The organism is Bradyrhizobium sp. Ses1, assembly GCF_059512365.1.
Window position 1 is genome coordinate 186,540 of the sequence record NZ_JCAMOQ010000008.1, and the last position, 21,308, is coordinate 207,847.

Below are 21,308 nucleotides of genomic sequence, written 5' to 3' on the forward strand. Positions count from 1 at the left end.
TTGGGCATCTGGTTATTCGTCAAACCGACAACAGCGCGCAGTCTACGGCCAACTTCACTTTCTGCATCACTCTATTCATACTACCGTGAAGATCTTGGGATGGAGATTTGGCAGCATGGCGAAGATCGTTTTCGGAATGAACCAGTCCTTGGATGGTTATGTCGATCACCAGGAATTTGCGCCAAGTCCCGCGCTCTTTCGTCACTGGATAGAGCACGTGCGCGACCTGACCGGCAGTGTGTACGGTCGCCGCGTGTACGAGGTTATGCGTTATTGGGACGAAGACCGTCCTGAGTGGAATGCGGAGCACCACGAGTTCGCGGCGGCGTGGCGGCGCCAACCGAAGTGGGTCGTGTCGCGCTCGTTGAAGTCAGTTGGCCCCAACGCCACACTTGTCGAGGATAACATCGAGGCGGTGATACGTGGCCTGAAGGCTCGGCTTGTTGGAGAGATTACAGTTTCCGGCCCAGACCTGGCACAAAGCGTAACCGACCTTGGTCTTATCGATGAGTATCGACTCTACTTCCACCCCGTCGTGCTTGGTCGCGGCAAGCCATTCTTCGCCGGTCCCCGACCGCCGCTCCGCCTTGTTGCCACCGATCTCGTTGGCGAGGACACGGTTAGGTTGACATACGTTCCTGCTTAGTCGGCAGACGGACTGCACGACGCGTCAGGTCCGGCCCTCGGTCCGCACGGCATTGGCGTGGAGGTCGTTGGCAATCACGCGGATGTCGTGCGCCACCAGAACGGGGTCGAAGGGCTCGACTGAAAATCCCTGATCCGCGAAGTTCAGCCCTACATCGTAGACGATCCCGCGATACCTCACGACCTACCCGTTCGTTCAACGTCTAGTCTTTGCGGGCCAGGCAGCATTTCTTGGCCTTCTTGCCGCTGCCGCAGGGGCAGGGGTCGTTGCGCCCGACATTCCGCATAGGATTTTTGACCGGCTCCATCGGCATCCAGTCGCGGACGTCGAGCGGCTCGCCGGTGAAGGGATTCTCGTCATCCCAGGATTCGTCGTGATCCCCGCAGTCGGTCAACTCCAGAGCTGCGAGGGTGTCCTCGATCAGACCAAGCCGACGTTCCGTGAAGCGCTCGATATCGTCAGGCCGCTGCTCGGCTTGACGCAAATCCTCATCGAAATTCTCTCTGCTGTACGAGAAATCCGGAACAAGGCCTGCCTTCCAGGCACCCTCGGCTAGTGGTTCGAGCTCGCGCAAGCCGAGCAGTGCGATAGACTCCAACCAGCCGGCCCAGGCCTCGTTGTCCGGTTCGGCGAGCCGGCCCTCGAAGAACCGCACCAGGAAGCCTCGCGTCTGGTCGCGCTTGATCTGGCCATTCCAGGTGAGGAATGTCGCTGCACCGAACAAGGCATCACGGACGTACTGCTCTACGGAAGCGTCGGCGATGACGCCAAAGAGCGCGTCGGCATCGCCGTCGAAAGCGCCGGCAGCAATCCGCGACAAGTCCTCGGTGACGACATCGCCAAGCAGGTCGTCCACTTCACTCTCTGGCCGGCGCAACAGGCGCAGCAGCGGCTGGAAGGCTTGAGTCTGCTGCCCGCCGCCGAGAAGATAGATTCCGCGGACCAGTAACATCTCGTCTTTTTCCGTCAGCGGTTCTGCGCGCGCCGCACGCTCGAGCACGTCGAGCAAGGCGGGCGCGGATTCCTCTATCCTGACCGCGCACTGGGCAACCGCCAAGTCTGGCAGGCGTCGCTCGGTCGCGAGCAGGAAAAGCTGATCCTCAATCGGACCGATGTCGACCTCGCCGGAGCCGTCGCTCAGAATTGCTTCGAGTTCTTCCTTGCGCATGTGACGTTCCCTGGAAACTCTGGTGCAGGATCGTCGTTACGCGGGACAGGGGACGATGAGGCCAACGGTAACGCGACCGAAATGGCTGCCGGAGGCAGCTGGCGGAGACGGAGGGATTCGAACCCTCGATAGGCCTTTACAAGCCTATAACGGTTTAGCAAACCGCCGCCTTCAGCCACTCGGCCACGTCTCCGGCAGCGCCGATATGCACGACGCGCGGGCGAGCCGCAAGCGGCAGATTGAGGGGACACCGGACTGTGCGTCGGCGTTGGCGCCCCGAGGCCCGATTACGCTGTGGATAACATCTGACGTTTAACACGCGACTCGATCGGACAGTATCGATCTTGAAAGCGGGGTTTCGCAATAATTATAGTTATTTCAATGAGTTATAGTAAGGGCGGCTTGCCAAGGGATGGGGCAGGCCGTCACGGCCGGCCTTCGCGGCGCTGAATCCTAACGTTACCGGTGTCGAGGGATAACGCGGACTGTCAGGCGGTTGAAAGCCCCAGGGTTCCCTGTTCCGGCAATTTTGCCTCGGCGCCTATGGCTTGCAGCCCGGCTCAGACGATCTCGCCCTTCTTCGTCCTCACAAATGGCGCTCCGAACCAGCAACACGCCGGGGAGTTCAAATCAGGACGAAAAGAGGGGGCAATGCTCGATAGGGATCGACAAGCCGAACTGAAAGGCGGCGCCCAGCGAAGAAGGGAATGCCAGGTGGGCCGCTTTCTCGCGATTTTGGTTTTTGGCGTGGCCATGCCGACGGAGGTGTGGGCGAAGTGCGAGTGTCAGTGCGTCAACGGGCGGATGCAGCCGATCTGCACAAATCCCGGCGAACTTCTTCCGCCAAATTGTCCAATGACCGCGTGCCCGATGACGGGGCCAACGATCGTGCCGATCCAACCTCCGCAACCGCCGCCGCCCGGGACTTCCGCGTGTTCGCAACAGCAGGGACGCCGCGTCTGTCGTTAAGCGCGCTGCGCGGGACCGCCAACCTGTCCCGCCATTCGCCACTCGCTATTCGCCTATTCGACGCTGGCGCCGCGGTGGAGGTCGGCTTCGATCTGCAGCCGCGTGCCGCCGCCGAACCGGGCGCGATAGACCTGCAGGTTCTCCATGATCCGTTGCACATAGTTGCGCGTCTCGGAGAATGGAATCAGCTCGACCCAGTCGACCGCGTCGACCTTGGGATCGCGCGGGTCACCGTAGCGATCGATCCATTTCCTCACGCTGCCGCGGCCGGCATTGTAGGCCGCGAAGGTGAGGATGTAGGAGCCGCGATAGTCCTCGAGCAACCCGCCGAGCTCGGCGGCGCCGAGCGCGGCGTTGTAGACCGAGTCGGTCTTCATCCGGTTCAGATCGAACGCGACGCCGGCGCGCTTGCAGACATAGCGCCCCGCATCCGGCGTGACTTGCATCAGGCCATAGGCCTGCGCCGGCGAAACCACGGCCGGATTGAATGCGCTCTCCTGTCGCGCGATCGCATAGACGACGCTTCGCTCGACTTCGGGTCCAATCGACCTGAACGACGGAATCCCGTTGATGGGATAGGCGTAGAAATCGAACGGCAGACCACGGTTGAGCGCGGCCTTGCCCATCAACAGCATCCCACGGGCGTCGCTATAGCGCGCCGTCAGCTCGCCGAGCCCGACCAGTGCGTCGGGATCGCCGTTTTCACCCATGTCGGCGAGCAGGGGAACCGCGAACTCGCGCGCGTCGACTTCATAGAGCAATTGCGCCGCGCGCACGATTTCCAATCGCTCGACGCCGCGGCCGCGTGCGCCCGGGACGCCGTTCAGCTCGATCTGCGGCAAGCCAAGCTTGGCCCGCGCGAGCTGGCCGTAATAGCTGGTCGACTGCTCGGCCGCGCGTAGATAGGCCGCGCGCGCCTCCTGGTTGCGACCGGCGGCCTCGGCGGCGCGGCCTTGCCAATAGCCGGCACGCGCCAGCGCGGTTGGATTGACGCTGCCAACGCCGATGCGGGCAAAGTGCTGCGCGGCGAGCCCGGGATCTCTGAGGAAGCGCAGTGCGATCCAGCCGGCGGTGAACTCCTGCTCGGTCTTGTAGATGTCGCGGGCGGGTAGCGCCGCATCGCGCGCGATCAGATAGGCGGAGCGGTTCTCGCCGACGTCGATCATCTTGCGCGCCAGCAGGCGCCGCTCGATCCACCATTCGTCGACATTGAACAGCCTCGCCGGATCCTTCGGCGCGCTCAACATCACCTGCGCCGCTTCCGCGAATTTCTCCTCGCGACGGAGCAACTGGATCCGGGCGAAGAGATAGCCGGTGTCGCCGTGCAGTTCGCGCGGCACCGCCTCCAGCAGCGCCCGCAGGTTGGATGCTTTCTTGTTGGCGGCGATCCGTGCCTTGGCGAGCGCGAGATAGCCCGAACCCAGCCGCTTGGCCGCCCGCAGGCCAGCAGCCTCCTGCTCGGTGCCATAGAGCATGGTGTCCATGCGCGCCTTGTGATCACCGGCGGTGAGCAGAGGGCCGAACATGTCCAGCGCGGTGGTCTCGGTGTCCTCGCTCATGGGATCGCTGCGCCAGGCTTCGCGCACCAGCCGCTCGGCATTGGCGCGGTCGCCGCGCGCGAGCATCGCCTTGGCCAGCGCGAGCCGGCCCTTGGCGGACAAGGGCGACTCGTTTTCGAACCACGCCCAGACTGCTGCATCTTCGCGGCGGTCGTCCCACAGCGCGGCCTCGAGGCGGCGGCGCAGGAAGGTCTGCGAGGGCCAGCTCGGATTGGCCGAGATGAAGGCGCGGTAGCGCTCGACCGAGCCGCCGTTGTTTTCGCTGCGCAGGATCAGCCACTCGGCGAGCTTTCGGGCGACGGGATCGGAGATCGTCGCCGCGACCTCGGTCGCATCGCCGGACTTCTGCTTGCGGACGAGCTCGATGACATTCTCGAGCGCGTCCTTGTCGCTCTGGGAGGTCGATGAGGTCGCGGCCACGGCGGCCGGCACCGTCGGCTTGATCCGGGCCGGCGCCGCATGCTGGCGCGTGGCTGGCGCCAGATGGGGCGGGGGCGGAGCAGGCGTGTTGGACGATGTCGCTTTGGGAGGGGCGGTATTCTTGGCGGCGGCGGTCGCTGGCGCGGTGGTGGCAGGCGTGGTTTTCGGAACCACGCTGCGCGCGATCGGCCGCGGTTTCGGCAAGGGAACATTTGGGCCGGCCGCGGCTTCTGCCATCGCGGACAAGGCGAACGCCAGCACCAGCGATGTTGCCAAGGCGGTCGATCGCAATGCGGCTGCGCGGGGGGAAGGGGTCACGGCTTTCCTCTGCGGCGGCGAATCATCTGATCGCTGAGGCCTTAGCTGTATTTGATTGAATATGTAGACAAATTGCTAAAAGTGTCGCGGGAAGCGAATATTTGCGCCATGACAGCGGCAAAATCGCGGCTCGCAATGGGAGGGGGACTGCGGCCCTTTCGCCCCGCCGCCGGACCCGATATGAATCGGCCTTTCTGACCCGCGCGCCGCAACCCTTAAGTGTTTGGAGGAAGTCCATGGCAGCCAAGACAAAATTTCGCGGCTCGTTCACCGCTTTGGTGACGCCATTCAAGAACGGTTCCGTGGACGAGGTGGCCTTTCGTGGCCTCGTGAACTGGCAGATCGGCGAGGGCACCAACGGCCTGGTTCCGGTCGGAACCACGGGCGAGAGCCCGACGCTCAGCCATGACGAGCACAAGCGCGTGGTCGAATGGTGTGCGCAGGAGGCCAAGGGCAGGGTGCCGGTGATCGCGGGCGCCGGTTCCAATTCGACCAAGGAGGCAATCGAGCTGTCGGAGCACGCCGAGCAGGCCGGCGCCGACGCCGTATTGGTCGTCACCCCCTATTACAACAAGCCGACCCAGGAAGGGCTCTACCAGCACTTCAAGGCGATTAACGATGCGATTGGAATACCGATCATTATCTACAATATCCCGCCACGCTCGGTGATCGACATGTCGGTCGATACGATGACGCGCCTGTGGGAATTGAAGAACATTGCCGGCGTCAAAGACGCCACCGCGAGCATGGTGCGGGTGTCGCAGCAGCGGGCGGCGATGGGGGAGGATTTCAACCAGCTCTCGGGCGAAGACGCGACCGTGCTCGGCTACATGGCCCATGGCGGCCATGGTTGCATCTCCGTGACCTCAAATGTGGCGCCGCGGCTGTGCGCCGAGTTCCACGCCGCCTGGCAGAAGGGCGACGTCGCGACCGCGCTGAAGGTGCACGACAAGTTGATGCCGCTGCACACCAACCTGTTCATCGAGAGCAATCCCGGGCCGGTGAAATACGCGATGTCGTTGCTCGGCAAGCTGGAGGAGCGGCTGCGGCTGCCGATGGTGCCGGTGTCGGAATCCACGCGCGTGGCGGTGCGCAGCGCCATGGTGCACGCCGGCCTCCTCAACTAAAGCCGGACGGGTTGCGCCAATGACTGGTCCGGTTGGCCAGGCGAGGAGAAGGGGCTTCGCATGCTGAAGGAGTTCCAAGAGTTCGCAATGAAGGGCAATGTCGTCGACCTTGCGGTCGGCGTCATCATCGGCGCGGCCTTCGGCGCCATCGTGAACTCCCTGGTCGGCGACGTCATCATGCCGATCATCGGCGCCATCACCGGCGGGCTCGACTTCTCAAACTACTTCACGCCGTTGGCGAAGTCGGTCACTGCCAACAATCTCGCTGACGCCAAGAAGCAAGGTGCCGTATTGGCTTGGGGCAGTTTCCTGACGCTGACCCTGAATTTCCTGATCGTCGCCTTCGTGCTGTTCATCGTGATCCGGCTCATGAACCAGTTGAAGCGCAAGCAGGAAACGGCGCCAGCGCCGCCGAAATTGACCCGTCAGGAAGAACTGCTCACCGAAATTCGCGATCTCCTCAAGAAATCCTGACGTGGCCGAGAAAAACGAACGTCCGATCAAAGTCGTCGCCGAGAACCGCAAGGCGCGCTTTAACTATGCGATCGAGGACACCATCGAGGCGGGCATTGCGCTGACCGGCACCGAGGTGAAGTCGATCCGCGGCGGCAAGAGCACGATCGCCGAGTCCTATGCGGATTCCAAGAACGGCGAGATATGGCTGATCAACGCCAATATCCCGGAATACCTGCAGGCCAACCGCTTCAATCACGAGCCGAAGCGCCCGCGCAAATTGCTGCTTCACAAGAAGCAGATCAGCAAGTTGATGGGCGCGGTCGACCGCGAGGGCATGACGCTGATCCCGCTCAAGCTCTATTTCAACGAGCGCGGTCGCGCCAAGCTGTTGCTCGCGGTCGCCAAGGGCAAGAAGCTGCACGACAAGCGCGAGAGCGAAAAGAAGCGTGACTGGGGCCGCGAGAAGGGCCGCCTGCTGCGCGCGCGGGGATAACGCTTCCATGTCCATCCGTCATTGCGAGCGAAGCGAAGCAATCCATAGCGCCGCAAGCGGAAGGATGGATTGCTTCGTCGCTTTCGCTCCTCGCAATGACGGCGGATGGAGAATAGCCCAATGAACCAGAAGAACCTGCTCGAAGTCGACTGGAGCAAGATCCCCGCGCCGACCGATGATGGCGGCGCCGGGCATCTGAAGGGCATGGCGATCCCGCCGGTCAGCCTGGTGGCGACGGACGATACGTCAGTGTCGCTGTCTTCGCTGAAGGGTCGCACCGTGGTGTTCGCCTATCCGCGCACCGGCGAGCCCGGCAAGATCGCGCTGGTCGACGACTGGGACATGATCCCGGGCGCGCGCGGCTGCACGCCGCAGACCTGCGCCTTCCGCGACCTGTTCGCCGAGCTCAAGGCCGCCGGCGCTGCCCACGTGTTCGGCCTGTCGACGCAGAGCAACGAATACCAGACGGAAATGGCGTCACGCCTGCATCTGCCGTTTCCGGTGCTCTCGGACGAGACGCTCGAGTTGACGCACGCGCTCAGACTGCCGACCATGGAGGTGGCGGGGCTGACGCTGATCAAGCGGCTGGCGCTGATCGTCGACGACGGGCGTATCACCCACGTCTTCTATCCGGTGTTCCCGCCCGACCGGAACGCCGGCGACGTCCTGGAATGGCTGCGGGAAAATCCGGTAGCGGGCTAGCCCAGATCCTTCCGCACCTGCGCAAAGACATCGCGGAACATCTTCGGCGTGAGCACGCCGGTATTCGTATTGTAGCGCGAGCAGTGATAGCTGTCGTAGAGGCGGATGTTGCCGGCCTCGTGCACCGCGGCGTGCGCAAAGGGCGCGGCGGCATTGCGCAGGCCGAGCGCCTTCACCGTCGATTCATGCGCGATGCGGCCGAGCAGGACGATGGCGCGCAGTCTTGGCATGGTCGCGATGGTCGCTGCCAGGAACTTTCGGCAAGTGTTGATCTCGATCGGCAACGGCTTGTTCTGTGGCGGCACGCAGCGCACGGCGTTGCTGATCCGGCAATCGACCAGCCGCAAGCCGTCGTCCGGCCGCGCCTCGTAGACGCCCTTGGCAAAGCCGAACTCCAGCAGCGTCGCGTAGAGCAGGTCACCCGCATAGTCGCCGGTGAAGGGGCGCCCGGTGCGGTTGGCTCCCTGCAGCCCGGGTGCCAGCCCGACGATCAGCAGCCGCGCCTCGGCATCGCCGAAGGATGCCACCGGCGAATTGAACCAACCCGGCTGCTTGGCACGCGCCTCGGCGCGAAACTCGGCGAGCCGCGGACAGAGCGGGCAGTTGCGGTCGGGTTCGGTGGAGGCGGGAAGGAGGCTAGTCGTCGAAATCGTCGTCATCGGCCCGGGGCGCCGTGGTCGTGGCGCGCTGCAGGAATTGCGGCGCGTGGTGGCGAGACTCGCCGCGCTCGCGCGGGGCCGGGCGCTCGGACGGGTCGCGGCCGAGCTTGGATTGCAGTTCCACCAGGTCGGTGAAGACGTCGGCCTGGCGGCGGAGTTCGTCGGCAATCATCGGCGGCTGGCTTGCGATGGTCGAGACTACGGTTACCCGGACGCCGCGCCGCTGCACCGCCTCGACGAGCGAGCGGAAATCGCCGTCGCCGGAGAACAGCACCATCTGGTCGATATGTTCGGCGAGTTCCATTGCATCGACCGCGAGCTCGATGTCCATGTTGCCCTTCACCTTGCGGCGGCCGCTGGCGTCGATGAACTCCTTGGTGGCCTTGGTGACGACGGTGTAGCCGTTGTAGTCGAGCCAGTCGATCAGCGGCCGGATGGACGAATACTCCTGATCCTCGATGATCGCCGTGTAGTAGAACGCGCGGAGCAGGGTGCCGCGGCTCTGGAATTCCTTCAGCAGGCGCTTGTAGTCGATGTCGAACCCGAGCGTCTTGGCGGTTGCATACAGATTGGCTCCATCGATAAAGAGCGCGATCTTGTTGGAAACGGGTGACGACATCAAAGTTTCTCGCCTTTTGTTAGCTTCTCGGCGCAGCGGCGACGAGCCGCGCACCTTAATTCTGCGTTGCAGCCTAAAGTCCGGTGAATCTTCCCCCAACGACAGTCACCATCGCAATTATGGTGAGGCGAGGGCGAAATACCTACACTTTTGACGATGCAATGAAGTGAGTTACTTGTCCACAACGGCGTCCCGCCGCGTTACGGACGCTCCGGCCTTCTGGCCCCGTCACGGGTTAGCAGAGGTTTGGGCGAAGGCAAATCACAAATTTAATGTTGCGAAACCCCGCCTCGCCCTATAACTAACGCACAATAATCAGCAAATTCTGTCCCACTTAACGGAGCGACAGCATATGGCGCGCGTCACCGTCGAAGATTGCATTGATAAGGTCGACAACCGGTTCGATCTGGTCCTGTTGGCTGCCCATCGCGCTCGGATGATTTCCTCGGGATCACAACTCACGGTTGATCGAGACAACGACAAGAACCCGGTGGTATCGCTCCGCGAGATCGCCGACCAGACCATTTCCCCGGAGGACCTGCGCGAGGAACTGGTGCACTCGCTGCAGAAGTTTGTCGAGGTCGACGAGCCGGAGCCCGACACCGTGCCGCTGATCGGTTCGGCTGGCGCCAGCGTCGATGCTGATGATACCGAAGTGGCGATGGAGCGGATGACCGAGGAAGAGCTGCTGAAGGGCCTCGAGGGCCTCGCGCCGCCGGAGGAGCAGCCCGAAGAGGACGAATAGGTCCTCGCTGCGGTCACCCAACACGGTTGAATTGGCTGAAGGCCTGGGCACTGCCCGGGCCTTTGCTTTTGTTGACATTCTGGTCGCGAGATGCGTCCCTGAAGCCTTGACGGAAATTGAACGATTTTCGGCTCGAACAGGCTAAAGCTTGGTTCGAAATCGCACTAGATTAGAGCCGCAAGCTCAGTCGGCTCGATAGTTGAGGCAGCAATTCCATGGCGTATTGGCGCCGCACACCCCGCCAGATGCAGGCTGCGACCGACGCGGTCGCGGTGGCGCCTGACTCCACGGTGGTGCAGAAGCCGCTCAAGCCGCGCGCCCGCATGATGCGGCAGTACGACCTGGTCGAGCGCGTCCGCTCCTACAATCCCGATACCAACGAAGACCTTTTGAACCGCGCCTATGTCTACGCCATGAAGGCGCATGGCACCCAAACCCGGGCGTCGGGCGATCCCTATTTCTCGCACCCGCTCGAAGTGGCGGCGATCCTGACCGGCCTCAAGCTCGACGACGCCACCATCGTCGCGGCGCTGCTGCACGACACCATCGAGGATACCGAGGCGACGCGGGCCGAGATCGACCAGGTGTTCGGCCACGAGATCGGCGCGCTGGTGGAGGGGCTGACCAAGTTGAAGCGGCTCGAGCTCGTCTCGCGCGAGGCCAAGCAGGCGGAGAACCTGCGCAAGCTCCTGCTCGCGATCGCCGACGACGTCCGCGTGCTCTTGATCAAGCTCGCCGACCGCCTGCACAACATGCGCACGCTGGAGTTCGTGCCGCCGGCCTCACGCCGCCGCATCGCCGAGGAGACGCTGGATATCTACGCGCCGCTCGCCGGCCGCATGGGTATGCAGGAGATGCGAGAGGAACTCGAGGACCTCTCGTTCCACGTGCTCGATCCGGAAGCTTATGCGGTGGTCAAGCATCGGCTGGATGCGCTCGCCGAGCGTAACCGCAATCTGATCGGCGAGATCGAAAGCCAGCTTTCGAAGAACCTGCAGAAGAACGGCCTCAGCGCACGCGTCTACGGCCGGCGCAAGCAGCCGTTTTCGATCTGGACCAAGATGGAGCGCAAGTCGGTCGGCTTCGAGCAATTGTCCGATATCTACGGCTTTCGGATCGTGCTTGCCGACGTCGAGGCCTGCTACCGCGCGCTCGGCGTCGTGCACACGACCTGGCCGGTCGTGCCCGGGCGTTTCAAGGACTACATCTCGACGCCCAAGCAGAACGACTACCGTTCGATTCACACCACCGTGATCGGTCCCGGCAAGCAACGCGTCGAGTTGCAGATCCGCACCGAGGAGATGAACCAGATCGCCGAGTTCGGCATCGCGGCGCATGCGTTCTACAAGGATGGGACGGGTTCGCCGACCGAGCGGCTGAAGCACGAGTCCAACGCCTTTGCCTGGCTGCGTCACACCATCGGCATTCTCTCCGAGAGCGCCAATCCGGAAGAGTTCCTGGAGCACACCAAGCTGGAGCTGTTTCACGATCAGGTGTTCTGCTTCACGCCGAAGGGCAAGCTGATCGCGTTGCCGCGCAACGCCAATGTGATCGACTTCGCCTATGCCGTTCACACCGATGTTGGCAACAGCGCGGTCGGCTGCAAGATCAACGGCAAGTTTGCGCCGCTGTCCTCCGAGCTGCAGAACGGCGACGAAGTGGAGGTCCTGACCTCGAAGGCGCAGTCCGCGCCGCCGTCGGCCTGGGAAGCGCTCGCGGTCACTGGCAAGGCGCGCGCCGCGATCCGGCGCGCCACCCGCGCCGCGGTGCGCGACCAATATGCCGGGCTGGGCCGCCGCATCATCGACCGCCTGTTCGCCCGCGCCAAGATCGAATACGCCGACGACAAGCTGAAAGGCGCATTGCCGCGGCTGGCGCGCACCTCGATTGAGGACGTCCTGGTTTCCGTCGGCCGTGGCGAACTGAAAGCTTCCGACGTCGCGCGGGCGATGTATCCGGACTACAAGGAAGAGCGGCTGGTGCGCTACGGCACCAAGAAGGCGCTTGCCGCCAAGGCGCAGACGCCGCCGCATCCGGCCCGCGCAGCTTCGGTGATCCCGGTGCGCGGCATCAATTCCGAATTGCCGGTCAAGTTTGCGCCGAACGGCGGCGCGGTGCCGGGCGACCGCATCGTCGGCATCGTGACGCCGGGCGAGGGAATCACGATCTATCCGATCCAGTCACCGGCGCTGAAGGATTTCGAGGACGAGCCCGAGCGCTGGCTCGATGTGCGCTGGGACATCGACGAGACCATGCCGCAGCGTTTCCCGGCGCGGATCCTGGTCCACAATGTCAACGAGCCCGGCAGCCTCGCGCAGATTGCGACCGTGATCGCCGAGCATGACGGCAACATCGACAACATCCACATGTCGCGGCGCTCGCCTGACTTCACCGAGCTGACCATCGACCTCGAGGTCTATGACCTCAAGCATTTGAGCGCTATTCTCGCCCAGTTGCGCGCGAAGGCCGTGGTCGCACGGGTCGAGCGCGTCAATGGGTAGGTCATCGTCATTGCAGGGCAATCCATCTTTTCAAGAAGATGGATGCGCGGGTCGAGCCCGCGCATGACAGTCTAGGTTTCTGGCAGCGAGTTACATCATGCCTGTTCCGCCGCTCCGCCTTGGGGTCAATGTCGATCACGTCGCGACGCTGCGCAATGCGCGGGGCGGGGCGCGGCCCGATCCGGTACGCGCGGCGCTCTTGGCCATCGAGGCCGGCGCCGACGGGATCACCGCGCATCTGCGGGAGGACCGGCGCCATATCCGCGATGAGGACATGGCACGGCTGAAGGCGCAGCTATCAAAGCCCCTGAACTTCGAGATGGCGGCGACCGACGACATGCTGCGCATTTCGCTCGCCACCAAGCCGCATGCCGTGTGCCTGGTGCCGGAACGGCGGCAGGAGCTTACCACCGAGGGCGGGCTGGACGTCGTCGGCCAGCACAATGCCCTGGCCCCGTTCATCGCGCGGCTCAGCGACGCCGGCATCCGGGTGTCGCTGTTCATCGGCGCCGACCCCAGGCAGATCGAGATGGCGGCGAAGTTGAAGGCGCCGGTGATCGAGATCCACACCGGCGGCTGGTGCGATGCTGTCGTGGACGGTCATCGGGAAAAAGCGGAAGCCGAATGGCGGCGCATTGTCGAAGGCGCCAAGCTGGCGCAGGCGGCCGGGCTCGAGGTCCATGCCGGCCACGGGCTCGACTATGACACCGCCGAGACGATTTCGGCGCTGCCCGAGATCAGGGAACTCAATATCGGCTACTTCATGATCGGCGAGGCGATCCTGGTCGGCTTGAAGGAGACCGTCCGCGCGATGCGCGCGGCGATGGACCGTGGCCGGAAGGCGATCGAGGGTGCGGGCGCGGCATGATCCTCGGCATCGGCTCCGACCTGATCGACATCACCCGGATCGCCAAGGTGATCGAGCGCCATGGCGATCGTTTCCTCGATCGCATCTTCACCGACGTCGAGCGCGCCAAGGCGCTGCGCCGCGCCAACAGCGAGAAGATGGTGGTCGCGACCTATGCCAAGCGTTTCGCCGCCAAGGAGGCCTGTGCCAAGGCGCTCGGCACCGGGATCATGCGCGGTGTCTGGTGGCGCGATATGGGCGTGGTGAACCTGCCCGGAGGGCGTCCGACCATGCGGTTGACCGGCGGGGCACTGGAGCGGCTCAGGCAAATCACCCCTGATGGCCTCGAGGCGCAGATCGACCTTTCGATCACCGACGACTGGCCGCTCGCGCAGGCCTTCGTCATAATTTCGGCGGTCGCACCGGCCAAACCTTGAGGTCGGTGGACGGTGCGGCGCTCCGGAATCGGGTAAAACTAAAAAATCATTGATTTTTCAATTGATTATGAAGTTTTAACGCGGCGCTTGATTGCGCGCCCCGTAACAACCGTCTAAAACGCCGCAGGGTAAACCGAGCCAGGGCAAATTCGGGTTCGCGCCGGGACTTGCTCTCTACACCAGACGTAGGAACCATCTTCGTGACGCGAGCGCGGAAAACGCGATTCGCGTGAGGAGCGCGTTCTGCCACCGCGCAGTTAAGGCAGTTGCGGGAATTGGGAAAGCGATGAGCGTGACCACAGGGACGAAATCCGAAAGCGGCCTAGGCGAGACAGTCCGGGTCGTCATCCATGCGCTGATCATCGCGCTCGTGATCCGTACCTTCCTGTTCCAGCCCTTCAACATCCCGTCCGGCTCGATGAAGGCCACGCTGCTGGTCGGCGACTACCTATTCGTGTCGAAATATTCCTACGGCTACAGCCACTACTCGATCCCGCTTTCGCCGCCCTTGTTTTCCGGCCGCATCTTCGGCTCGGAGCCGAACCGCGGCGACATCGTCGTCTTCCGCCTGCCGAAGGATGATTCGACCGATTACATCAAGCGCGTGATCGGGCTGCCCGGCGACCGCATCCAGATGAAGGAGGGGCTGCTCTACATCAACGACGCCCCCGTCAAGCGCGAGCGGCTCAGCGATTTCATCGGCGAGGACCCCTGCGGATCTGACGCGACCGCACGCGTCAAGCGCTGGAAGGAGACGCTGCCCAACGGCGTCAGCTATGAGACGCTGGATTGCGTCGACAATGGCTTCTACGACAACACCAATGTCTACACCGTGCCGGCCGGCCACTTCTTCATGATGGGAGACAATCGCGACAATTCGACCGACAGCCGCGTGCTGTCGGCGGTGGGTTACGTGCCGTTCGAGAACCTCGTTGGCCGCGCGCAGATGATCTTCTTCTCGATCGGCGAGGGCGAGCACGCCTGGATGTTCTGGCGTTGGCCGACCGCGGTACGCTGGAATCGCCTATTCACCATTGTGCGATGAAAGACGATACGCCTGTCATTCAGAGTCTTCCGACTGCCGGCGAGCCGAGCGAGCAGCCCGACGCGGTCGGCACCGCTGCGCCGAAGAAGAAGCGCAGCAAGGCCAGCAAGGCGGCCGCCGAGAAGGAGGCGGTTGCTGCAACCGAGGCGCGCATCGGCTACAAGTTCTCGGATCCGGCGCTATTGATGACGGCGTTCACGCATGTCTCCGCGCTGAAGCCGGCTACCCGTCACCGCGCCGACAGCTACCAGCGGCTTGAGTTCCTCGGCGACCATGTGCTCGGATTGATCATCTCCGACATGCTCTATCGCGCCCATCCGCGCGCGGACGAGGGCGAATTGTCGAAGCGTCTCGCCGATCTCGTGCGCAAGGAAAGCTGCGCCGACGTCGCCGAGCAGCTCGGCCTGCTCGACGACATCAAGCTTGGCATGGTCAAGGCGGTCGAGGGGGCGCGGTTGCGCAAATCCGTGCTGGGCGACGTCTGCGAGGCCGTGATCGGCGCGATCTTCCTCGACGGCGGCTACGAGGCCGCCGCGAAATTCGTCGAGCGGAACTGGATCGACCGGATGCGCAAGCTCCGCCGGCCGCTGCGCGATCCCAAGACCATGCTGCAGGAATGGGCGCAGAGCAGGGGCCTGCCGACGCCCGTCTACCGCGAGGTCGAACGCACCGGGCCGCATCACGATCCGCAATTCCGCGTTGCCGTCGACCTGCCGGGCCTGGCGCCGGCGGAAGGCGTCGGCCCGAACAAGCGCGCGGCGGAGAAGGCGGCGGCGTCCGCAATGATCGCCCGCGAAGGTGCCGGCAGCCATGACGGCTGAGTCGAGGGCGGAGGCCGATCCGGCCGGGACACGTTGCGGCTTCGTCGCCCTGATCGGGGCGCCGAACGTCGGCAAGTCGACGCTTGTCAACGCGCTGGTCGGCTCGAAGGTCACCATCGTCTCGCGCAAGGTGCAGACGACGCGTGCGCTGATCCGCGGCATCGTGATCGAGGGCAATGCACAGATTATCCTGGTCGACACGCCCGGCATCTTTGCGCCGCGGCGGCGGCTGGACCGGGCCATGGTGTCGACTGCCTGGAGCGGGGCGCATGACGCCGACCTCGTCTGCGTGCTGCTTGACGCCAAGTCGGGCATCGATGCGGAAGCCGAGGCGATCTTCGCCAAGCTCGATAGCGTGGCCCATCCGAAGATCCTGGTGCTGAACAAGATCGATCTGGTGCCGCGCGAAAAGCTGCTGGCGCTGGCGAAGGCCGCCAATGACCGCCTGCGGTTCGAGAACACTTTCATGATCTCGGCGTTGTCAGGCGACGGTGTGGACGATCTGCGCAGGGCGCTGGCAGGCATGGTGGCCGCCGGGCCGTTCCTCTATCCCGAGGACCAGATGTCGGACGCGCCGATGCGGCACCTGGCGGCGGAGATCACGCGGGAGAAGATCTATCAGAAGCTCCACCAGGAGCTGCCGTACCAATCGACGGTCGAGACCGATAGCTGGACCGAGCGCAACGACAAGTCGATCCGCATCGAGCAGACAATCTTTGTCGAGCGCGAGAGCCAGCGCAAGATCGTGCTCGGCAAGGGCGGCGCCACGATCAAGTCGATCGGCGCGGAGGCGCGGAAGGAGATCGCCGAGATCATGGGCGTCCCCGTGCACCTGTTCCTGTTCGTGAAGGTGCGCGAGAATTGGGGCGACGATCCCGACCGCTACCGGGAAATGGGACTGGAGTTTCCCAAGGAATGATCGGGCTCTTCCGATGAAAGTACCCAGAAACGTGCTTCTGTTCGAGGTGCTGCTGTATCTGTCGCTGACGCTGGACGCGCTGTCGGTGGCGTTCCAGGACCGCACCCCGGGTGGCGAGATGACCGAGCAGATGATCACGGTCGTCACCTGGCTGCAGGCCGGCCTGATCCTGCTCCTAGTCTACTTCGTTTACCTGGCGGCACAGCACCGCAAGAACTGGCCGCGCTGGGTGCTGGCGGCGGTGCTGTTGCTGTCGGTGATCTCGCTGTTGCAGGTGATCGGCACCACCGGCATCCAGCTCGACAGCGGCGTCGAGGTGATCTCCTGCGCGCTGACGGCCGCGGGACTCTATTTCTCCTTCACCGGCGACGCCCACGGCTGGTTCAACGCGTAGGGCCGAGTGGTCGCGTAGGGTGGGCAAAGCGAAGCGTGCCCACCACCTCTTGCACCGATCGTGAATGGTGGGCACGCTACGCTTTGCCCACCCTACATGCTACTCTCCGCGTCATGGAGTGGACCGACGAAGGCATCGTGCTCGGGGTGCGGCGGCATGGCGAATCTTCCGCCATTGTCGAGCTCCTGACGCGCGAGCACGGCCGCCATCTCGGCCTGGTGCGCGGCGGGGCCAGCGCGCGGATGCGGCCGCTGCTGCAGCCCGGCAACAGTGTCACCGCGATGTGGCGGGCGCGGCTCGACGAGCATCTCGGCTATTACCAGCTCGACGGTACGCGGCTGCGTGCGGCGAACCTGCTGGCGTCGTCGCATGCCGTTTATGGCGTCACCCATCTGGCTTCGCTGGCGCGGCTGTTGCCGGAACGCGATCCGCACCAGGACATCTACGAGATGCTGGCGCAGACGCTGGATGATTTCGAGGATGCCGGCGGTGCCGCTATCCATCTCATCCGCTTCGAGCTGGCGATGCTGACCGAACTCGGCTTCGGACTCGACCTCTCGAATTGCGCGGCGACGGGCGCGACCTCCGAACTGGTCTACGTCTCGCCGAAATCGGGCGGCGCAGTCTCGCGCGCCGCCGGTGAACCCTGGCGCGATCGCCTGATGCGGCTGCCGCCGTTCCTGCGCGAGGACGATGACGGCGCCGGCACCTGCTCGGACCAGGACCTGCTCGATGGCTTTGCGCTCACCGGCCGCTTCCTCCTGCGCAATGTGCTGGAGCCGCGCGGGCAGGAGCACTCCGACGCGAGGGAAGGCTTCATCAATGCGGTGGTGCGCCGTCGGGCCCGGATCGCTGCCCCGCCCTGACGGCAATGCGCGCCGAAATTGCCAACCCACACATGGTGGTTCTATTGCGTGCAACCCTCGGCCCGTTCCATGCCGCATGGCCCGAAACTTGCCTGAAAAATCTCAGGGCAAACTCATGACGGGGAGCATGCAATGAGTACGCAAATCACCTACAGCGAATCCGATTCGGTCGGTTTCTTTCCTATCGTCCTTGCGGTCGTCTGCGGCGTGGCGACCGGCGTGTTGTGGGCCTACGCCAATCCGATCCAGCTTGTGCCCGGCGTGATCCAGTGGCGCATCTTCGCGTTCCTGCCGCCGTTGATCGGGCTGCTGCTCGGGCCGAAGAGCGGGTTCATCTGCGGCTATATCGGCACCATCGTCTGGTCGCTGCTCGCCGGCACCTTCATTCCCGCGCATTCGCTCATCGTGGACGGCATCATGGTCGGGCTCACCGGCGCCGTACCGCCGCTGCTGGTCAATCTGCGCAAGACCAATTTCGACCTGTCGATGCCGGTGCTGCTCAAGATTGCGGTGATCTGCGCGGTGGTCGGCATCATCATGGTGGCGGCGGTGTCGGCGAGTCTGGCGGTGCTCGGCATTTTCCCGTTCTGGTATGCGATGCTCTATATCGGCCTGTCGGACATCGTGCCGATGGTGATCGGAACGCCGCTGCTGGTACGTCCCGGCGCCAGGCTGCTTGCCGGCATCAGCCGGGGCACGCTGCACCGGTTCTGACCGCCTTGGGGAGCGCTACTTGATGCTTGATCTGCGTGGAGTGAGCGTCGGCTTTCGGGCCGACGCTCACGTGCTGTCCGATATCAATCTCCGTCTCGAAGCCGGCAGCACCACGATCGTGACGGGGGCGGGCGGTTCGGGAAAATCGACGCTGCTTGCGGCCGCGGCCGGTCTCATTCCGAAGCTGATCCGGCCGCAGCGCATGGAGGGCGCGGTGTCGCTCGACGGCACCGATCTCGGCGCGATCGCGGGCAGCGAGTTGTTTCGTCGCGTTGGCCTCGTGCTGCAATCGGTCGAGGACCAGGTTTGGGATCTTTCGGTCGAGGACCTGATCGCCTTTCCGCTGGAGAACCGCGGCGTGCCGCAGGCGGAAATCCGCGCGCGCGTCGGCGCCGTGATCGCGCAGATGAACATTGGGCGGCTGATCGGTCGCACCGTGCGCACGCTCTCGGGTGGCGAACGCCGGATCGCGGCGCTTGCCTCAGCGCTGGTCTGGCAACCGGACGTGCTGATCCTGGATGAGCCGACCAGCGGACTCGATCCCGATGCGCGGCTGCGCATGATCGGCATCCTGCGCGAGCTTAGGAAAACGAAGCTGACGCTGTTGATCGCCGAGCAGGATCTCGCCTGGTTCGATGGCGTGGCCGATCGTGTGGTGTTCTTGAAGGAGGGCGGCATCGTCGACGATCTGTCCTGGCAGGCGGCCGTTCGCGCCACGACGCCCTATGCGGTCGCCGGCATCGAGCCGCCCTTTGCGGCGCCGGCGCCGCGGCCCGTGGTGCGGCCGGCACAGTCGGGCCCGGCGCTCTCGGTCCGGCAGCTTTCGAGCACGCTGCGCCGTCCGAACGGCGAGCCGGTGCTGCGGTCGATTGAGCTCTCGCTCGGAAAAGGCGAGGTAGCGGGGCTGATCGGCAGCAACGGCGCCGGCAAGACCACGCTGATGCGTACGCTGCTCGGCCTGCAGAAGGCGGCCGGCGGCGCGATCGAGATCGGCGGCCGCGATAGCGCCGGCTGGACCATCGCGCAGCGGGCGCGCGAGATCGGTTACGTCGCGCAGAATTTGCGGCGGATGTTCTTCCTGCTCTCGGTCGTGGAGGAGGTCGTGTTCTCGCTGTCCGGCGGCGATGCCGGCGCCAAGGCCGTTGCTGCGCATCGCGAACGGGCGATCGAACTTTTGCAGGGCGTCGGTCTCGCCGACCGCGCCGAGCTTTCGCCATTCGCGCTGTCGGCGCGCGAGCAGTTGATGCTGGCGCTGGTCTGCATCGAGGCGACGGCGCCGTCGGTCGTGATCCTGGATGAGCCGCTGATCGCCTGCGACAGCGTCTCACGTGCCGGCGTGCTGGCCTTCCTCGACCGCTGCCGCGCTCGGGGTTGTGCGGCGCTGCTGGTCTCGCACGACCTGCAGCTTGTCGACCGCGCCACCGACCGCGTACTGATCCTGGAGGATGGCCGGCTGGCCTTCGACGGGACGACCGAGGCGGCCTGGTCCTCGGACGTATTTGCGCGCCGCGGCTGGCCGCGCCCGGACCAGAACGTCACAACATCAGGAGGAGGCCAGCGTGCATCGGCTTGATCGCATCAACCCGTTCGTCAAATTGCTGGCGGCGCTGGTGCTGTCATCGCTCGGCTGGGTCGCCGGCAGCGCGGTGACGGCTGGCGTGATCGCCGCGATCGTGCTGGCGGCCGTGATCGCCTGCCGGCTGCCGCAAACCAGAGGCTATCTCAAACTGATGGCGCTGGTCGGCGGCCTGGTGACGCTGAGCTGGACCTTGAGTTTCGTCTGGAACGGGACGCCGCTCGCCGCGGCGATCGATGATGCGCTGCGCATGGCCTTCCGCCTGATCGCCACCACCGCCAGTTTCTTCGTCGCGATCGAGACTACGTCGGCCGGCACGCTGCTTGCGGCCTGCAGCCGGCTGCGCTTGCCGGGCTCGTTGACGCTGGTGCTGGTGCTCGTGATCGGCATGATCCCGCTGATGCGCGAGGAGTTCAGGAGCATCGGCGAGACCCAGCGGGCGCGCGGCCTCGAACTCGACCGCGGGCCCTTTCCGCGGCGCGTCCTCTATGCGCTGGCGCGCGGCGTGCCGCTGATGGTGCAGACGTTCCGCATGGCCGAGACGATCGCGCTGGCGCTGTCGATCTACGGCTTCGATCCGAAGATGGCGCGCACGAGCTGGCGCGACATCGGCTGGCTCACCATCCAGACCGACTTTCCTTTGACAAATCCGGGCAGGACCACATGAGCGCACTCACCCCCGCCACCTATACTGTCGACATCGGCGGCGAGCCGACGGAGCTGCCGCTCGTCGCCATCAACGAGCGCCTGGCGATTTCGCTTCTGATGGTGATCGACATGGGCGTCGGCTTCGGTGAGCGGATCGGAAAGGCGCTGGCCGCGCGGCTGAAGGGGAAGGAGCCGGACATCGTGGTTGGCGCGGCGACGCTCGGCATTCCCGTCGCCATCGAGGTCTCGCGCCATCTCGGGCTCGACCAATATGTCATCGTGCAGAAATCGCCGAAGATTCATTTGGGCGACGCGTTGGTCGAGTATGTGCAATCGGTGACCTCATCCGGCTCGCAGCGGCTGCTGCTCGACCGCCGGGCGATCCCGCTGCTGAAGGGCAGGCGGGTCGTCGTGGTCGATGACGTCGTGGCGACCGGCTCGAGCCTGGCTGCGACCTTGAAGCTGGTGCGGCAGGCCGGCGCCGAGGTCGCCGGCGTCGGCGTGATCCTGACCGAGGGGCACGAGTGGAAGAAGGTGCTGGGCGCCGATGCCGATCTCGTGACCGGGCTCGGCCATATCCCGCAATTCAACATCACCAATGGCCATGCCACGCCGAACCCGGCGACCCTGGCGGGTGCAGGCTGAAAAATCGGGCTTTT

23 protein-coding genes and 1 tRNA gene are annotated in these 21,308 nt (G+C 64.4%); 18 read left to right on the forward strand and 6 right to left on the reverse strand.

Annotation, left to right across the window (positions count from 1 at the left end; all coding sequences use genetic code 11):
* The first annotated feature begins 115 nt into the window (after window positions 1-115).
* Entirely contained in the window at window positions 116-646 is a 531-nt protein-coding gene (locus tag AC5ZG5_RS12905; RefSeq protein WP_456644152.1) for a dihydrofolate reductase family protein, read from the forward strand.
* A gap of 24 nt (window positions 647-670) precedes the next feature.
* Here the strand turns inward: AC5ZG5_RS12905 and AC5ZG5_RS12910 are convergent, their stop codons facing one another.
* The 4 genes from AC5ZG5_RS12910 to AC5ZG5_RS12925 all read right to left on the reverse strand — a co-directional run bounded on the left by AC5ZG5_RS12910 (window position 671) and on the right by AC5ZG5_RS12925 (window position 5,080).
* Window positions 671-826 carry a hypothetical protein gene (locus tag AC5ZG5_RS12910; RefSeq protein ID WP_165435492.1) on the reverse strand — a complete coding sequence of 52 codons (156 nt, stop codon included), beginning with the start codon at window positions 824-826 and terminating at the stop codon, window positions 671-673.
* Between the two features lie 22 nt (window positions 827-848).
* Window positions 849-1,814 (reverse strand): DUF1186 domain-containing protein, encoded by a 966-nt coding sequence (locus tag AC5ZG5_RS12915; RefSeq protein ID WP_130229107.1) that lies wholly within the window; start codon window positions 1,812-1,814, stop codon window positions 849-851.
* A 99-nt stretch (window positions 1,815-1,913) separates the two neighbouring features.
* Window positions 1,914-2,007: transfer RNA gene (locus AC5ZG5_RS12920), tRNA-Ser, on the reverse strand.
* Between the two features lie 829 nt (window positions 2,008-2,836).
* A complete protein-coding gene (locus AC5ZG5_RS12925; protein ID WP_456644151.1) occupies window positions 2,837-5,080 on the reverse strand; it encodes a lytic transglycosylase domain-containing protein in 2,244 nt (747 codons plus the stop codon).
* Window positions 5,081-5,316: 236 nt separating this feature from the next.
* Here AC5ZG5_RS12925 and dapA point away from each other — a divergent pair, with 236 nt between their 5' ends.
* The 4 genes from dapA (at window position 5,317) to AC5ZG5_RS12945 (ending at window position 7,858) form a co-directional block, all read left to right on the forward strand.
* Complete coding sequence (dapA, locus tag AC5ZG5_RS12930) at window positions 5,317-6,207, forward strand: 4-hydroxy-tetrahydrodipicolinate synthase (RefSeq protein WP_456644150.1); 891 nt, start codon at window positions 5,317-5,319, stop codon at window positions 6,205-6,207.
* Between the two features lie 60 nt (window positions 6,208-6,267).
* Window positions 6,268-6,681, forward strand: coding sequence for a large conductance mechanosensitive channel protein MscL (gene mscL / locus AC5ZG5_RS12935; protein ID WP_028166662.1), 414 nt, complete (start codon window positions 6,268-6,270; stop codon window positions 6,679-6,681).
* A 1-nt stretch (window position 6,682) separates the two neighbouring features.
* Window positions 6,683-7,156 carry an SsrA-binding protein SmpB gene (gene smpB, locus AC5ZG5_RS12940; protein WP_028166661.1) on the forward strand — a complete coding sequence of 158 codons (474 nt, stop codon included), beginning with the start codon at window positions 6,683-6,685 and terminating at the stop codon, window positions 7,154-7,156.
* Window positions 7,157-7,276: 120 nt separating this feature from the next.
* A complete protein-coding gene (locus AC5ZG5_RS12945) occupies window positions 7,277-7,858 on the forward strand; it encodes a peroxiredoxin (protein WP_456644149.1) in 582 nt (193 codons plus the stop codon).
* Here the strand turns inward: AC5ZG5_RS12945 and AC5ZG5_RS12950 are convergent.
* A complete protein-coding gene (locus AC5ZG5_RS12950; RefSeq protein WP_456644148.1) occupies window positions 7,855-8,517 on the reverse strand; it encodes a uracil-DNA glycosylase in 663 nt (220 codons plus the stop codon). The genes AC5ZG5_RS12945 and AC5ZG5_RS12950 overlap by 4 nt on opposite strands.
* Window positions 8,495-9,136 carry a LabA-like NYN domain-containing protein gene (locus AC5ZG5_RS12955; protein ID WP_028166658.1) on the reverse strand — a complete coding sequence of 214 codons (642 nt, stop codon included), beginning with the start codon at window positions 9,134-9,136 and terminating at the stop codon, window positions 8,495-8,497. Before AC5ZG5_RS12955 ends, AC5ZG5_RS12950 begins: the two co-directional genes overlap by 23 nt.
* Before the next feature lie 352 nt (window positions 9,137-9,488).
* Here AC5ZG5_RS12955 and rpoZ point away from each other — a divergent pair, with 352 nt between their 5' ends.
* The 13 genes from rpoZ to AC5ZG5_RS13020 all read left to right on the forward strand — a co-directional run bounded on the left by rpoZ (window position 9,489) and on the right by AC5ZG5_RS13020 (window position 21,294).
* Window positions 9,489-9,881, forward strand: coding sequence for a DNA-directed RNA polymerase subunit omega (rpoZ, locus tag AC5ZG5_RS12960; protein WP_027583153.1), 393 nt, complete (start codon window positions 9,489-9,491; stop codon window positions 9,879-9,881).
* Window positions 9,882-10,096: 215 nt separating this feature from the next.
* Entirely contained in the window at window positions 10,097-12,382 is a 2,286-nt protein-coding gene (locus AC5ZG5_RS12965) for a RelA/SpoT family protein (protein WP_456644147.1), read from the forward strand.
* A 97-nt stretch (window positions 12,383-12,479) separates the two neighbouring features.
* Window positions 12,480-13,250, forward strand: a complete 771-nt coding sequence (locus AC5ZG5_RS12970; protein WP_456644146.1) for a pyridoxine 5'-phosphate synthase — start codon at window positions 12,480-12,482, stop codon at window positions 13,248-13,250.
* Entirely contained in the window at window positions 13,247-13,666 is a 420-nt protein-coding gene (gene acpS, locus AC5ZG5_RS12975) for a holo-ACP synthase (protein WP_028166655.1), read from the forward strand. Before AC5ZG5_RS12970 ends, acpS begins: the two co-directional genes overlap by 4 nt.
* A 286-nt stretch (window positions 13,667-13,952) precedes the next feature.
* The gene (lepB, locus tag AC5ZG5_RS12980) at window positions 13,953-14,711 is read left to right on the forward strand and encodes a signal peptidase I (RefSeq protein WP_028166654.1); all 759 of its coding nucleotides are present in this window, start codon (window positions 13,953-13,955) and stop codon (window positions 14,709-14,711) included.
* A complete protein-coding gene (rnc, locus tag AC5ZG5_RS12985) occupies window positions 14,708-15,532 on the forward strand; it encodes a ribonuclease III (RefSeq protein ID WP_028166653.1) in 825 nt (274 codons plus the stop codon). Before lepB ends, rnc begins: the two co-directional genes overlap by 4 nt.
* The gene (gene era, locus AC5ZG5_RS12990; protein ID WP_130229103.1) at window positions 15,522-16,451 is read left to right on the forward strand and encodes a GTPase Era; all 930 of its coding nucleotides are present in this window, start codon (window positions 15,522-15,524) and stop codon (window positions 16,449-16,451) included. Before rnc ends, era begins: the two co-directional genes overlap by 11 nt.
* A gap of 13 nt (window positions 16,452-16,464) precedes the next feature.
* Entirely contained in the window at window positions 16,465-16,845 is a 381-nt protein-coding gene (locus AC5ZG5_RS12995) for a hypothetical protein (protein WP_028166651.1), read from the forward strand.
* 113 nt (window positions 16,846-16,958) lie between these two features.
* A complete protein-coding gene (gene recO, locus AC5ZG5_RS13000; RefSeq protein ID WP_456644216.1) occupies window positions 16,959-17,711 on the forward strand; it encodes a DNA repair protein RecO in 753 nt (250 codons plus the stop codon).
* Window positions 17,712-17,843: 132 nt separating this feature from the next.
* Window positions 17,844-18,425, forward strand: a complete 582-nt coding sequence (locus AC5ZG5_RS13005; RefSeq protein ID WP_456644145.1) for an aminotriazole resistance protein — start codon at window positions 17,844-17,846, stop codon at window positions 18,423-18,425.
* Window positions 18,426-18,447: 22 nt separating this feature from the next.
* The gene (locus tag AC5ZG5_RS13010) at window positions 18,448-19,998 is read left to right on the forward strand and encodes an ABC transporter ATP-binding protein (protein WP_456644144.1); all 1,551 of its coding nucleotides are present in this window, start codon (window positions 18,448-18,450) and stop codon (window positions 19,996-19,998) included.
* The gene (locus tag AC5ZG5_RS13015) at window positions 19,985-20,668 is read left to right on the forward strand and encodes an energy-coupling factor transporter transmembrane component T (protein ID WP_456644143.1); all 684 of its coding nucleotides are present in this window, start codon (window positions 19,985-19,987) and stop codon (window positions 20,666-20,668) included. The genes AC5ZG5_RS13010 and AC5ZG5_RS13015 overlap by 14 nt, the downstream gene beginning before the upstream one ends.
* Window positions 20,665-21,294, forward strand: coding sequence for a phosphoribosyltransferase family protein (locus AC5ZG5_RS13020; RefSeq protein ID WP_130230997.1), 630 nt, complete (start codon window positions 20,665-20,667; stop codon window positions 21,292-21,294). Before AC5ZG5_RS13015 ends, AC5ZG5_RS13020 begins: the two co-directional genes overlap by 4 nt.
* Window positions 21,295-21,308: the final 14 nt, after the last annotated feature.